This window comes from Faucicola mancuniensis, from assembly GCF_046523945.1.
Classification (GTDB): Bacteria; Pseudomonadota; Gammaproteobacteria; order Pseudomonadales; family Moraxellaceae; genus Faucicola; species Faucicola mancuniensis.
In genome coordinates, this window is the sequence record NZ_CP171363.1 from 177,273 (window position 1) to 190,777 (window position 13,505).

At 39.4% G+C, this 13,505-nt stretch carries 13 protein-coding genes and 1 pseudogene; 1 reads left to right on the top strand and 13 read right to left on the bottom strand.

Features of this window, described 5'->3' with window-relative positions:
• Nucleotides 1-53 precede the first annotated feature (53 nt).
• From ACGTJS_RS00865 to rpsO, 5 genes are all read right to left on the bottom strand, one after another.
• Nucleotides 54-185: a hypothetical protein gene (locus tag ACGTJS_RS00865; protein WP_410472524.1), complete on the bottom strand. Its 132-nt coding sequence runs from the start codon at nucleotides 183-185 to the stop codon at nucleotides 54-56.
• 35 nt (nucleotides 186-220) lie between these two features.
• Nucleotides 221-412 carry a type II toxin-antitoxin system RelB/DinJ family antitoxin gene (locus tag ACGTJS_RS00870; protein ID WP_410472525.1) on the bottom strand — a complete coding sequence of 64 codons (192 nt, stop codon included), beginning with the start codon at nucleotides 410-412 and terminating at the stop codon, nucleotides 221-223.
• 116 nt (nucleotides 413-528) lie between these two features.
• Nucleotides 529-1,179 carry a LemA family protein gene (locus ACGTJS_RS00875; RefSeq protein ID WP_410472526.1) on the bottom strand — a complete coding sequence of 217 codons (651 nt, stop codon included), beginning with the start codon at nucleotides 1,177-1,179 and terminating at the stop codon, nucleotides 529-531.
• Nucleotides 1,180-1,321: 142 nt separating this feature from the next.
• Complete coding sequence (gene pnp, locus ACGTJS_RS00880) at nucleotides 1,322-3,454, bottom strand: polyribonucleotide nucleotidyltransferase (protein ID WP_410473206.1); 2,133 nt, start codon at nucleotides 3,452-3,454, stop codon at nucleotides 1,322-1,324.
• A 360-nt stretch (nucleotides 3,455-3,814) separates the two neighbouring features.
• Nucleotides 3,815-4,084, bottom strand: coding sequence for a 30S ribosomal protein S15 (gene rpsO, locus ACGTJS_RS00885; protein WP_315043556.1), 270 nt, complete (start codon nucleotides 4,082-4,084; stop codon nucleotides 3,815-3,817).
• 195 nt (nucleotides 4,085-4,279) lie between these two features.
• Between rpsO and ACGTJS_RS00890 the strand changes: the two genes are divergently transcribed.
• Entirely contained in the window at nucleotides 4,280-4,867 is a 588-nt protein-coding gene (locus ACGTJS_RS00890) for a Uma2 family endonuclease (RefSeq protein ID WP_315043552.1), read from the top strand.
• Between the two features lie 8 nt (nucleotides 4,868-4,875).
• On the opposite strand, the gene truB is transcribed toward ACGTJS_RS00890, so the two are convergent.
• From truB to rimP, 8 genes and pseudogenes are all read right to left on the bottom strand, one after another.
• Complete coding sequence (gene truB / locus ACGTJS_RS00895; protein WP_410472527.1) at nucleotides 4,876-5,832, bottom strand: tRNA pseudouridine(55) synthase TruB; 957 nt, start codon at nucleotides 5,830-5,832, stop codon at nucleotides 4,876-4,878.
• A gap of 153 nt (nucleotides 5,833-5,985) precedes the next feature.
• The gene (locus ACGTJS_RS00900) at nucleotides 5,986-6,300 is read right to left on the bottom strand and encodes a DUF4105 domain-containing protein (protein ID WP_410472528.1); all 315 of its coding nucleotides are present in this window, start codon (nucleotides 6,298-6,300) and stop codon (nucleotides 5,986-5,988) included.
• A gap of 35 nt (nucleotides 6,301-6,335) precedes the next feature.
• Entirely contained in the window at nucleotides 6,336-6,701 is a 366-nt protein-coding gene (locus ACGTJS_RS00905; protein ID WP_410472529.1) for a DUF4105 domain-containing protein, read from the bottom strand.
• A gap of 88 nt (nucleotides 6,702-6,789) precedes the next feature.
• Nucleotides 6,790-7,685 (bottom strand): annotated as a pseudogene (locus ACGTJS_RS00910) (IS982 family transposase).
• A gap of 291 nt (nucleotides 7,686-7,976) precedes the next feature.
• Nucleotides 7,977-8,369, bottom strand: a complete 393-nt coding sequence (locus tag ACGTJS_RS00915) for a ribosome-binding factor A (protein WP_410472530.1) — start codon at nucleotides 8,367-8,369, stop codon at nucleotides 7,977-7,979.
• Between the two features lie 84 nt (nucleotides 8,370-8,453).
• The gene (gene infB / locus ACGTJS_RS00920) at nucleotides 8,454-11,240 is read right to left on the bottom strand and encodes a translation initiation factor IF-2 (RefSeq protein WP_410472531.1); all 2,787 of its coding nucleotides are present in this window, start codon (nucleotides 11,238-11,240) and stop codon (nucleotides 8,454-8,456) included.
• Between the two features lie 40 nt (nucleotides 11,241-11,280).
• On the bottom strand, nucleotides 11,281-12,762 hold the full coding sequence (nusA, locus tag ACGTJS_RS00925; protein WP_315043542.1) for a transcription termination factor NusA: 1,482 nt from the start codon (nucleotides 12,760-12,762) through the stop codon (nucleotides 11,281-11,283).
• Between the two features lie 57 nt (nucleotides 12,763-12,819).
• Nucleotides 12,820-13,317 carry a ribosome maturation factor RimP gene (gene rimP, locus ACGTJS_RS00930; RefSeq protein ID WP_410472532.1) on the bottom strand — a complete coding sequence of 166 codons (498 nt, stop codon included), beginning with the start codon at nucleotides 13,315-13,317 and terminating at the stop codon, nucleotides 12,820-12,822.
• Nucleotides 13,318-13,505 lie beyond the last annotated feature (188 nt).

Below are 13,505 nucleotides of genomic sequence, written 5' to 3' on the forward strand. Positions count from 1 at the left end.
GACATAAAATGCGTTACACTCAATTATCTGCAATTCTAAGGTTTACCGCCATATCAATTTCCAGTCATAATGATGGGATTTTCTAATAATTTTTTAATTTTCTTTTTTAACTGCGTTTGTATCGCAATCGGCAATTGTTGCCATTCTTTGTCAAAATCCTCGTGCATTACCAATCTATAAGTCATCTAAAGAAATCTCACGAAATTTATGTTTTTCTTGGCTACGTTGTTGTGCAATCGCCATGAGCATCATCTTCTGATAAAATCACTGATTTTACAGGGATTTTTCCTGTTTGCGTGATATATTTTAGCACATTGGTAAATAGCTCAGTTGGCGTGATACCTTGCTCTTGCAACACTTGATACGCCTGCATTTTTATCATGTCATCAACACGAAAATTGATAGTTGCCATTTGCTTTTCCTTATTTTTTGATAAATTTAAAATATTGTAATGCAAAATACATTACATTTCAACCAACAAAAAAACCGCCTTAATGCTAAGACGGTTTTTTGTTTTGTCAATTTTTATTAATTTTTTACTTCTTGAGCATCAGACTCTTGTTTTTCATCTGAATTTTTTGCTTCAAAAATTTTCTGACTCACAGCTGTCTGTGTTTGTTGCATTTTTTGACCAATTGCTTTGCTACTATTTTGTACTAATGCTTGTATGGCTTCACTATCATCTCTTTCAAATACTTTTACTTTTTCCATAAAGTCTGGGTCTTCAATTTCATAATAAGGGGCAATACCAAATGATAGTTTTTGGGCAATTAAGACAGCAGGAAATCTATTGCGTACGCTATTATAATGTTTAACAGTGGCATTATAGGCAACTCGTTTATCCAATAAAACTGCTTCAAGATTTTCCAATTTATTCATTAAGTTTTGATAAGTTTGGTTAGCTTGTAACTGCGGGTAATGTTGTGAAATGGCTTGTAAATTTTGAAAGCTTTGATTAGATGCTTGAATAGATGAATAGGCTTGGCGTTCGTGGTCTCCTGAGCTTTTTGCAATATCAATAATTTGATGTGTTAAATCTATACGTTGTTTCAAAGCAACTTGAATATTAGATAATTGTTCACGGATATTTTGCATGAGTGCCTGCAAGCTATTATATATACCTACTATCCAAAAAGCAATTGCCCCTATTATTATTAGCAAAAAAACGATTAGTCCCATAAAATATTCCTTGACACTATATGTTATGGCTATTCATTTGGTAATTAACAACCATAAAAACATTTTGATAATATTACTTTAAGTTATGAAATAACTGCCTTAGTAAAGACAGCTATTTCATATCTTAACACTTAGCCAACTATTACTCAACAGAGGTTTCTTCTGTTAGAGCAATCGTCTGGTCAATGCCTTTCATTGTCAATTTGATACGACCACGATTGTCAATATCTTGAACCAACACATTCACCATTTGACCTTCTTTTAACACGTCCGCCACGTTCTCAATGCGAGCTTCAGAGATTTGCGAAATGTGTACCAAGCCATCAGTGTTTGGCAACACAGTAACAAACGCACCAAAGTCCACCAAACGAGCGACTGTACCTGTGTAAACTTTGCCAACTTCCACTTCGGCGGTAATCGCTTCAATCTTGGCAATCGCTGCTTTGGTTGATGCTTTGTTTTCACCAAAAATACGGATTGTGCCATTGTCATCAATATCCACAACCGCACCCGTTTCTTCGGTTAATTGACGGATAGTCGCACCGCCTTTACCAATCACATCACGGATTTTTTCTGGGTCAATGTCAATCACCGCAAAGTTTGGAGCGTAAGCGTTGATTTCTTTACGGCTAGTTGCAATGACTTCATTCATAGCGTTCAAAATATGGATACGACCTGAGTGAGCTTGGTGCAAGGCTTTTTCCATAATTTCGGGCGTGATGCCTTCAATTTTAATATCCATTTGCAACGCAGTTACGCCATTGGCAGAACCCGCCACTTTAAAGTCCATATCGCCCAAGTGGTCTTCATCGCCCAAAATATCCGACAATACGGCAAAACGGTCGCCTTCTTTTACCAAGCCCATCGCAATACCTGCAACAGGGGCTTTTAACGGCACGCCAGCGTCCATCAAAGCAAGGCTTGCCCCACAAACGGATGCCATAGACGATGAGCCGTTAGATTCGGTAATGTCCGACACCACACGGATAACATATGGGAAACGGTCGCTTTCTGGCAACATGGCTTGCACGCCACGGCGAGCTAGGCGACCATGACCGATTTCACGGCGTTTTGTCCCGCTATCACGACCTGTTTCGCCAACCGAATACGCAGGGAAATTGTAATGTAGCATAAAGTGGTCTTGTTTTGTACCTGCTAACGTGTCCACCATATTAACATCACGGCTATTGCCAAGTGTAGTCGTTACAAGGGCTTGCGTTTCGCCACGAGTGAACAACGCAGAACCATGCGTATAAGGTAAAACGCCCACTTGAATATCCAACGCACGCACCGTTTGCAAATCACGACCGTCAATACGTGGTTTACCTGATAAGATATTATCACGCACGGTACGGTATTTTAAAGTTTCGTATAATTCTTTGATTTTGTTGGTTTTTTCTTCGTAATCTTCAGCTTCTGGATTGCCTGCCAACGCTTCTAATGCTTGTGTTTTGATTTCATCAAGGCGAGCGTAACGGTCTTGTTTTACGCTGATTGTATAGGCTTGTGAAATCGCTTCGGCAAATTGATTTTGTAAAGCAGTTTGCAATTCCACATCAACCGCAGGAGCGACAAATTCCGCTTTTGGATTGTTTACTTGTTTAGCAAAATCATTAATCGCATCAATCACGATTTGTTGTTGCTGATGACCATAAAGCACTGCACCAAGCATTTGGTCTTCTGACAATTCTTTGGCTTCAGATTCTACCATTAACACAGCCGATGACGTACCTGCCACGACCAAATCCAAGTCGCTATTTTTAATTTCTTCTAAACTTGGGTTTAGCACATATTCACCATTGATAAAACCAACACGAGCCGCACCAATCGGGCCGTTAAACGGTGCAGGTGAAATCGCCAACGCCGCAGACGTACCTATCATCGCCGCAATATCCGCATCTTGTTTTTTATCAGATGAAATCACCGTTGCAGTTACTTGGATTTCGTTGTAGTAGCCTTCTGGGAATAACGGACGAATTGGACGGTCAATCAAGCGAGAAGTCAAAGTTTCCATCTCAGATGCACGACCTTCACGTTTGCCGTAGCCACCCGGAATTTTGCCCGCAGCGTACATTTTTTCTTGATAATTTACCGTTAATGGGAAAAAGTCTTGCCCTGCTGGTGCTTCATCTTTGACCACAACTGCGACAAGCACAGACACACCGCCCATGTGAACGATAACCGTATTGGCTTGGCGACCGATACGACCTGTTTCTAGGGTAACTTGTTGATTACCATATTGAAATTCTTTGGTTACGATATTAAACATAAGTATCCTTAATACAAAATAAATTAAAAAATATTTTAAATAAACCAAATAATCAGCAACAGCCCCTAATCTTGGTATTCTTTTTTATAAATTTAAAAAAAATTCAATCAATTCGGTGGGTTACGCCCAAAAAAAAAGGCTAACCAACCCTACAATTTTTTTTAATAAAATTTATAAAATCAGCTTTTGGGCGTATGCAATACGCCCCTACAAAATAAAATTATTTTCTCAAAAACACCAAGAATTAGAAGCAATCTATCTGATTAATTTTTAATTTAATTAAAATGGTTGAAAAAAAAGCAAAAAACGGCTACTTACAGGTAAGTAACCGTTTGCATTGTTGCGATAAAATCAACAAACATCAAATTAACGGCGTAAGCCTAATTCGTTGATTAACGCTGTATAACGATTTGCATCTTTACGTTTTAAATAGTCAAGTAGGCTACGGCGTGAGTTTACCATACGAATAAGACCACGACGGCTGTGATGGTCAGCTTTGTGTTCTTTAAAGTGTGGTTGCAAGTCGTTGATACGAGCAGTTAAAAGTGCGATTTGCACTTCTGGAGAACCTGTGTCGTTGTCAGATTGTTTGAATTTTGCAACGATTTCGGCACGTTGTTCGTTAGTTAGCATAATAAATCCTTAAATGCAATGCCTGAAAATTCGGACAAACTGTGCATTGCGAAAGTCTGTCTATAAATACCCACGGTATTTCGCCGAGCATTATAGCAAAGTTTTTAGCAAAAATCAGCAAAAATATGATTTTTTTCTTTCTTATTTTTTCAAAAAGTGCTATCTTAAAAATCACAGACACGATAAAAAGAGCCGATAATGACTGCAATTACCGATATTAACCAATTGGATTTTTCAAAAAACTATACTTATGCCGACTATTTAACATGGCATTTTAAAGAAAAAATTGAACTAATTAAAGGCAAAATCATTGCGATGAGTCCTGCACCTACTCGCCGTCATCAAGATATCGCCCAAAATATCAACCGTATTTTGGACAATTTTTTTTATAAAAAGCCTTGTAAAGTGTACTTTTCGCCTTTTGACGTGCGTTTGTACAGCCCAAGCAAGGATATCACCACCGTGGTTCAGCCTGATTTGTGCGTCATTTGTGATTTAAACAAACTTGATGACAAAGGCTGTCTTGGCTCGCCCGATTTGGTCGTGGAAATCGTATCGCCTGGCAACTCAAAAAAAGAAATGGGCATTAAGTTTGATTTGTATGAAGAAGTTGGCGTGCGTGAATATTGGATTGTCAATCCTGGCGAAGAAACCATTTTGATTTATGTGCTACAAGACGGCAAATACATCGGTATGCGACCGTTGGCAAAAGGTGAAACCACCACCGCCCACTCGGTGATTTTTCCAGAATTAAATTTTAACGTTGCCGATGTTTTTTTAGAATAATCAAACAGTTAATTTACCAATTTTACTGGTTGCAATCGTCCATTTTCTTCTAACATTGCCACGCCCAAAAATTGCTGTTGTTCATTAAACAAGCGAATTTCTTGTGGCTCATGTGAAAAAATTTGTTGAGAAATTGCCAAACTTTTGACGTTTAAACGTTGTCCTTGTAAAATGCGTAAACTTTGCGTATCGTCAAGCGTAAGTTTTGGCAAAAATTTAACACATTCATCAATCGGTAATAATTTTTGTAAGCGTTTATCAAAATCCAATTGTTCAAAATCCGCCAATGTTATCGCATCTTGAATGTCAAAATCGCCTGTCGCTAATCGCCTTAAACTCACCAAATGCCCAACTGTGCCAAGTGTTTGAGCAATATCTTCGCCCAACACTCGCACATAAGTGCCTTTAGAACAAGTAACAACTAATTTTAACAAATCTTTCTTAATAAAAGTCAAATTAAGCTCAAAAATCTCAATTTCACGAGGCTGTCTTTCAATCTCAATGCCTTCACGAGCCAGCTCATACAGTCTTTTGCCGTCTTTTTTTAATGCCGAATACATGGGCGGAATTTGCGTAATTTTACCAAAAAATTGTTCGGCAACCTTGCTTAAATCCTGTTCTGTGATAGTCGAAATATCTTTTGTTTCAATGACTTGACCGTCTGCATCTCCTGTGTCAGTTTTTTCACCAAGTTTGATGGTGGCTTCATAGCGTTTGTTGGCGTTGAGTTGGTAATGGCTAAATTTTGTGGCTTCGCCTAGACAAATCGGCAAAAGCCCAGTTGCCATCGGGTCTAGCGTGCCTGTGTGTCCCGCTTTTTTGCTGTCGTGCTGGGGCGATTTTAGTAAAAATTTGACCTTTGACACGACTTGTTGCGATGTCATGCCTTGCGGTTTGTCAATGAGTAGTACGCCTGATACTTTGGTTTTTGTCAATGGTGCGGTAGATCTTGGAAAAACAGACATGAAAATAAAACCTTATTTTGGAAAATCTTGACGTATCAAGGTAGAAAATGCGGTGGAATCAATCGGATTATCATGATGATATGCCGATGTTTTGGCATTGATATGGGCTTTTTGTCACCACTGTTCAAAATGATAATGATTATCAATCGCTTTTTAGTCATACAAATAATTTGGGCTATAACCCAATGCCAATATGCGATAATCCATTGGCATTGGCTGAAGTTTGTTGGCTAATTGATAAATGGCGGTGGTACAATTATACAACAAAGTATTATAACATTTTAGCTGTGTTTTCAATGATTTAGCAAGATTTAAATAGCTTAAAAATAGCGATTTGGTATAGACTTTGTCGGATTTAATAGGATAAATGTACACCTCTTCTTTGCGGACATTACTGCGTGTATAAATGATATCTTTTTCATCAGATGCCACGACAATCACTTCATATTTTCTAAAAAAACCGCCCAATATGCTAAATTCTTCATGGATTTGTTTACGAATTTCTATAAAAAAGCCAAATATTGTCCATCATCAAAACCAAAACTCAATAACGTATGTGCAATCGGCTCGCCCATCCAATACGAAGCGACAAAATCAATGCTTTGCAGTTTATCCAATTGATATTGCCGAGCTTCCCATTTTTGTTGATAATTTTTTTCATCTAACCAATCAAAATTTCTAATATTGTAAACCGTTACAGTGTTGCCGTCTTCATCCAAATTATAATCTAAGATTTGGGCGACTTCAGGATTCCAATCTCTATTATTTGACGGTTGCATAGCCAATAAAATGATGATGGCGAGTATAAAACTGCTAAAAAACGCCAAAAAACACGATTTTTTTATCAAAGTTTTTAACAATTTTGGCAAAAAAATCGTCAGCAGACACACTAATGTAACCTCAATTCGATATAAAAAATCATTTAACTTATTGAAAAAATATAAACAAATAAGAAACCTACAATAAAGAATACCCCAACAGGACATTTTTTAATGTAGGCTTCTTTGTTTGATGACAATAAGCAATCAACCCTGCCAACAAATTACTCATAAACCCAACATAACTACGATGCCTTGAATGCTCAATTTGACACATATTCTTTAACTCATCAAACACAGTTTCAATCAAAAAACGGCGTTTAAGCAATCGTCTATTTAACCATGAAATATCTTTAGATTTCATATTCTTTTTAACATTCGTGATTAACTCAATATCTAAATGCTCATCAAGCCAATCTGTCAATGATTTATCAATATAACCTTTATCAGCAAAGAGTTTACCAAAAACATGAGATTCACAAAGTCTTTTCACAGGTTGCCTATCATCAACATTGCCTTTGGTTACGGTTAGATTGACCAATTCACCTTTATCATTGATAATGACGTGTAGTTTAAAGCCAAAAACCACCCCATACTGCTTTTACCTCGCTGTGCTGTTTCTGCAAATACTTTGTTGCGGTTGATACGGTGATTATCACATACGGCTAAACTGGTTGAGTCAATGTAGTTTATGCCTGTGCAGTTGTTTTGCATGAGAGATTGTAGGTAGTCACACATGGGAACTATTGCTTTTTCCATGAGTTCTACCATTCTTGTGTAGCTTGGTAGGTTTGGAAAGGCAGGTTTTAGCCATTGGGTGAGGTAGTTGTAGTAGAAGGCTTTAAATTCTCTGTATTTTATTTGGTGAAATACTACCAATATGGTGATGATTTCTGATAAACTAATACGGCATGGTTTGTTTCGTGTTTTTTTACTGCTTTTGCTCTTTTGGGTTAGCATTTTCTTCTGTTGTTCGTTTGTGTATGTTTTGCAATAGTCGTCTATGTGGCAGTATAGTGCTTCGAGGTTGTCCATGTAAGAAGTCCTTGTTAGGGTTGTTTGTGGTGAATTTACTTTAACATATTGGGCTTCTTTTTTTTAGTTTTTTCTTATGTCGAATTCAGGTTAATGTAATAGCGAGCCAAAAGCACAATAAAGCGATGGTAAATGCAAAGCCAAAGGGTTGGTGCGTCCAAACAAACACACCGAGCCAACTTGCTATTAGCACTATCACAAAAAATTGGCACGTCTTTTTTAGCCAAATCATCAACTTTTTTACCTGTCAAAAAGTTTTAAAAACCAATTAAATCATTTTGAATCAATGATTTAATCATCATTATTTTGATTATCATCACTGCTTTGCACCGCTTTTGAAATCAAATTCATCATATAATTGGCATTTGCGGTTACTTCATCATAGTGAAAACGCAAGCGTGGCGTGGTGCGAGTGCGTAAAATATGGCTAAGCTCGGTACGCAAAAAGCCTGACGCTTTATTTAACACTTTTAGGCTGTCTTCGTGATAATCTTTTGCCATCGCATCGTCCATGTTCGTTTCCATCACGGTAACATAGATGTCGGCATAGCCCAAATCTGGGCTGATTTTCACGCCAGAAATCGTAACCAACCCTGTCAAACGTGGGTCGTTGATTTCATCACGGATAAGCACTGCCAATTCACGTTGAATTTGGTCGGCTAGACGTTGTAGTCGTTGGTTCATTATTTTACCTTTTTTATAAAAAATTTTGATAAAAAAAGTCTAATTATCACGCAATTAGACCTTTTTATTTGAAAAGTTTAGAAATTATAAAGTACGTTTAACTTCATGAATTTCAAATACTTCAATTTTGTCGCCTGCTTTGACTTCGTAGCCTTTTACCGCAAGACCACATTCCATACCTGCTCGTACTTCGGTTACGTCATCTTTGAAACGGCGTAGCGATTGCAATTGACCTGTGAAAATCACTTGGTCATCACGCAGGACACGGATAGGCTTGTTACGGATAATCGTGCCTTCTTGAACCATACAGCCAGCAGCATAGCCAAAACGGCTTGAATGGAACACTTCACGCACTTCAGCAATACCCAAGATTTTTTCACGGTGTTCTGGTGATAACAGACCACTCATGGCGGCTTTCACGTCATCAATCAAGCCATAAATCACGCTATAGTAGCGAATGTCTAAGCCAGCTTCGTCCGCTTTACGGCGAGCGGCAGCATCAGCACGCACGTTAAAGCCGAGTAGTACTGCTTCGCTTGATTCTGCCAAAACGACATCAGACTCTGAAATTGGACCGACACCTGATGAAATGACTTTGACTTTAACTTCATCGGTTGATAATTCATCTAACGATGATAACAAGGCTTCTAGCGAGCCACGCACGTCGGTTTTTAAAATCAAATTCACGCTTGGTAATTTGGCATCGTTCATTTGGTCAAATAGATTTTCAAGGCGTGATTTGGCTTGTCGCTCTAGCACTTTTTCACGTTCACGAACTGCACGATATTCGGCAACTTCTCTTGCACGTTTTTCATCGCTCACGACCATGAACTCACTACCAGCCATTGGTGTGTCTGGCAAGCCTAAAATCTCAACAGGAATTGAAGGACCCGCCGATGTGATTTTTTTGCCGTTTTCGTCTGTCATCGCACGCACACGACCGTAATATTCACCAGCAAGTACCAAGTCGCCTTGATTTAGCGTGCCTTGTTTAACCAGTAAACTGGTTACCGCACCACGACCTTTTTCTAAGCGAGATTCAATCACAACGCCTTGAGCGGCACCGTCTGTAGCGACTTCTAGCTCCATCACTTCGGCTTGCAAATGAATGACTTCAAGCAATTCATCAATACCTTGACCTGTCAAAGCCGAAACTTTAACAACAGGCGTATCACCTCCCCACTCTTCTGGGACGACTTCTTTGGTGGTTAAATCATTTAACACACGGTCAGGGTCGGCTGTGTCTTTGTCAATCTTGTTAATCGCAACGATAATTGGCGTACCTGCTGCACGAGCATGGTCAATCGCTTCGGCTGTCTGTGGCATCATACCGTCATCTGCAGCGACAACTAGCACGACAATATCTGTCGCTTTTGCACCACGAGAACGCATGGCAGTAAAGGCAGCGTGGCCCGGTGTGTCAAGGAACGTAATCACGCCTTGTTCCGTTTGCACATGATACGCACCGATATGTTGGGTAATACCACCTGCTTCGCCTGAAGCCACTTTGGTTGAGCGGATTTTGTCAAGTAATGACGTTTTACCATGGTCCACGTGTCCCATAATGGTAACAACAGGCGGACGAGCTTGCACGTTGCTACTTTTTTCGCCAACCGCTTCACGCAATGAGTCTTCCACTTGCGTTGAGCTAACCAATACAGGGTTGTGTCCCATTTCTTCAACAAGCAATACAGCTGTTTCTTGGTCAATGGTTTCGTTTTCACGCACCAACTCGCCCATTTTCATCAACATTTTGACGACTTCACGAGCTTTGATTGCCATTTTTTGTGCCAAATCTGACACAACAATGCTCTCACCAATTTCAACATTGTGAACAATTTTTTCTACAGGCTTTTCAAATTTGTGTTTGTTGGCGTGCGAAGATTTTAAACCACGTGAGCGGTTTTTGATTTCTTGTTCGTTGTCATCATCACGGCGACGGCGACGATTTTTATTCGCATTTGATGACGTGCCACGTTTAATTTCACGGCGTTCTTGCTCAAATGAATCTTCTAACGCCGCACCGACTAAACCTTCAGCTAAAGGTTCATCACGCTCACGACGAACGACTGTCGTGTTTTCTGTTTCTTTGTCTGAGTATTTGCTCGCCATTTGACGTATTTGTTCAAGTGTGCGTTTTTGCGCTTCTTCAGCAGCTTTACGACGGTTTTCCGCTTCAATTTGACGCAGTTTTTCTTCTTGCTCTTCACGAGCTTTGCGTTCAGCACTGCTCTCTTTTTTCGCTGGTTCTTTTTTCACCACTTTTTTATCAGTCGCTTTTGCTTTGTCTGACTTTTTGTCAGTTTTAACGACTTCTGATTCAGTAGTTTTGCTCACTTTTTTGACAACGACAGTTGCATTGTTACTTTCGTTGTCTTTTTTCACACCACTATTGGCTCGCATTGCTGCCAAAGTCGCTTGTTGGCGAGCTTCAGCTTCTTGTTTGGCTTTTTGTTTTTCAGCCTGTTCTTTTTCGGCTTGTTCTTTGGCAAGGCGTGTTTTTTCTTGCTCTTTTTTTAACGCTTGTTCTCGTGCTGCCAATTCTTCAGCGATCTTATTGGTATTCGGCTTTTCAAAGGTTTTTTTCTTACGCACTTCAACATTGACACTTTTGGCTTTGCCTGATGTGCCTGTTACTTTGGCAGTTGATGTGGTTTTACTTTTTAAGCTGATACGACTTTTTTGGTTATCACTTTGTGGTTTTTCACCATGTGTCCGCTTTAAAAAACCAATTAGATGTTCTTGCTCTGCGTCGGTTACGATGTCATCGTCGCTACGAGCAGACAGACCTGCACTTACCAGTTGTTTTTTTAGGATTTCAACTGATTTTTTGCTCATTTCTGCCAGTTCTTTGACGGTTTTATCTGCCATTCATACACCTTTTTTTATTCATTTAATTTATCTATATTCATTATTCAAACCATGATTCACGTGCTTTCATGATAAGTTCACCTGCGGTTTTTTCGTCCAAGCCTTCAATGTCTTGAATGTCAAAAATCGCTTGCTCTGCCAAGTCATCTAAGGTAATCACATCACGCTCGGCAAGTTTGTATGCCCATGCTTGGGTCATACCTTCAAGGTTGAGTAGCTCTTGGCTTGGTTCTTTCATATTTTGTTGCTTAACCAATTCATCTGCAATGACGGCTTCTTTGGCACGTTCTTGGATTGCGTCAATCGCATCATCGTCCAAACCTTCAATGTCGTAAAACGTTTCAGCAGGTACATAAGCGACTTCTTCAAGTGTGGTAAAGCCGATGTCCACAAGGGCTTGAGCCAAGTCTTCATCAACTTCCAAACGATTGTAAAACAAATCTTTATACACTTTGGTTTCAGTTTCTTGGCGTGCGTTGTACTCTTCTTCTAACATCATATTTAGGCGATAGCCTGTCAATTCTGATGCCAAACGCACATTTTGCCCTGCTGCACCAATCGCTCGTGCCAACTGGTCATTGGCAACAAAAATAATATCAGCGGTTTTGGTGTCTTCATCCAAAATAATTCTATCCACGTCCGCAGGCTCTAAAGCACTGATGATGTATTGAACTGGGTCGTCCGACCAGACTACTACGTCAATACGCTCGCCTTCAAGCTCTTGTTGCACCGCTTGAATACGAGTACCACGCATACCGATACACGCACCAACTGGGTCAATACGATGGTCGTTGGTTTTCACCGAAATTTTGGCACGCATACCCGGTTGGCGAGCGACATCACGAATTTCAATGATTTGCTCGGCAATTTCTGGAATTTCTTTTTGCATTAATGCGGTCAGCATTTGTGGCGATGTTCTTGATAAAACAAGCTGAGCACCACGGTTATCACGATTGACTTGCTCCAAAATTGCATTCACACGGGCTTTGACACGCAATTGCTCTTTTGGCAACATTTTTTCTCTTGGCAAATGGGCCTCTACATTGTCGCCCAAATCAATAATATAGCCATCTCGTGCTGCTTTTTTAACTTCGCCTGTAATCATCTCACCAATGCGATGTTCAAACGCATCAGCAATCAATGAACGCTCCGCTTCACGGATTTTTTGAATAATCACTTGTTTGGCTTGAGTAGCAGCGATACGACCAAATTCAATCGATTCAATTTGTTCTTCTTTGATATCGCCAAGTTGCCATTCATTTTCGTCCAAATCACTCAACGCTAACTGACACGCTGGCATTTCGTGGTCTTCGTCCGCCACCACCGTCCAATAACGATAAGTGTCATAATCGCCCGTTTTACGGTCAATGTGTACACGAATCGCAACTTCAGGCTGTTCGCTATAGACTTTTTTCTTGGTAGAAACGACCAACGCTTGTTCAATCGCTTCAAAAATATCTTCAGGATTTAAGCCCTTTTCATTACTGACGGTTTCAACCACCGTTAAAATTTCTCGATTCATGTAAACACCTAAAACGCTAACGTTTGTTAAATTTTACTAAAGTATTGGTTAATAATATCAATCAAACTGATAAACTAAATTGGCTTTATCAATATTATCCAACATCACAGAAACTGCTTCGTTATTTTCATTGAGTACCAATGTATTGTTATCAATACTCACCAACTCGCCTGTTAATTTACGGCGTTTTTGGCTACCTTGTCCGATAGCATGAATCAAACGTACACTAACCGTCTGTCCGATATAATCATGCAATTGCTCAGCCGAAAAAAACGAACGGTCAAGCCCCGGTGAAGACACCTCAAGCATATACTCACCTGCAATCGGGTCATGCACATCAAGCACGCCACCGACTTGGTGCGTCACCGTCGCACAGTCCTCAATGGTAACTTGTTTACCATCGGCTTTATCCTCTGGCAACGCCTCAATATAAATGCGTAATAATGACTTTCGCCCTTGCGGTACAAACTCAATCCCCCAAAGACTCACATCACAAGCAGTTACCGCAGGTTCAATAATTTGGGTTAGTTCGGCAACTTTAGTTGATAGTTTCATATTATCCTTAATCTATAAATCAATGGTTAAAAATCATCATTCACAACAAACTTGCGTACTAATTTAACAAAAAATGATGAAATTTAAAACCTATAGATACAAAAAAACCCACAAATTAATTAGTGGGTTTAAATCAAAATAAGATGATTTAAATAGTTTTTGTCAAAAAATGACACTAACAAAACTAC

Coding starts and splice junctions, on each gene's coding strand:
- truB (WP_410472527.1), bottom strand. CDS start 5,832: ATGTCTGTTTTTCCAAGATCTACCGCACCATTGACAAAAACCAAAGTA.
- ACGTJS_RS00870 (WP_410472525.1), bottom strand. CDS start 412: ATGGCAACTATCAATTTTCGTGTTGATGACATGATAAAAATGCAGGCG.
- ACGTJS_RS00865 (WP_410472524.1), bottom strand. CDS start 185: ATGACTTATAGATTGGTAATGCACGAGGATTTTGACAAAGAATGGCAA.
- rimP (WP_410472532.1), bottom strand. CDS start 13,317: ATGAAACTATCAACTAAAGTTGCCGAACTAACCCAAATTATTGAACCT.
- infB (WP_410472531.1), bottom strand. CDS start 11,240: ATGGCAGATAAAACCGTCAAAGAACTGGCAGAAATGAGCAAAAAATCA.
- ACGTJS_RS00890 (WP_315043552.1), top strand. CDS start 4,280: ATGACTGCAATTACCGATATTAACCAATTGGATTTTTCAAAAAACTAT.
- ACGTJS_RS00875 (WP_410472526.1), bottom strand. CDS start 1,179: ATGGGACTAATCGTTTTTTTGCTAATAATAATAGGGGCAATTGCTTTT.
- ACGTJS_RS00915 (WP_410472530.1), bottom strand. CDS start 8,369: ATGAACCAACGACTACAACGTCTAGCCGACCAAATTCAACGTGAATTG.
- nusA (WP_315043542.1), bottom strand. CDS start 12,762: ATGAATCGAGAAATTTTAACGGTGGTTGAAACCGTCAGTAATGAAAAG.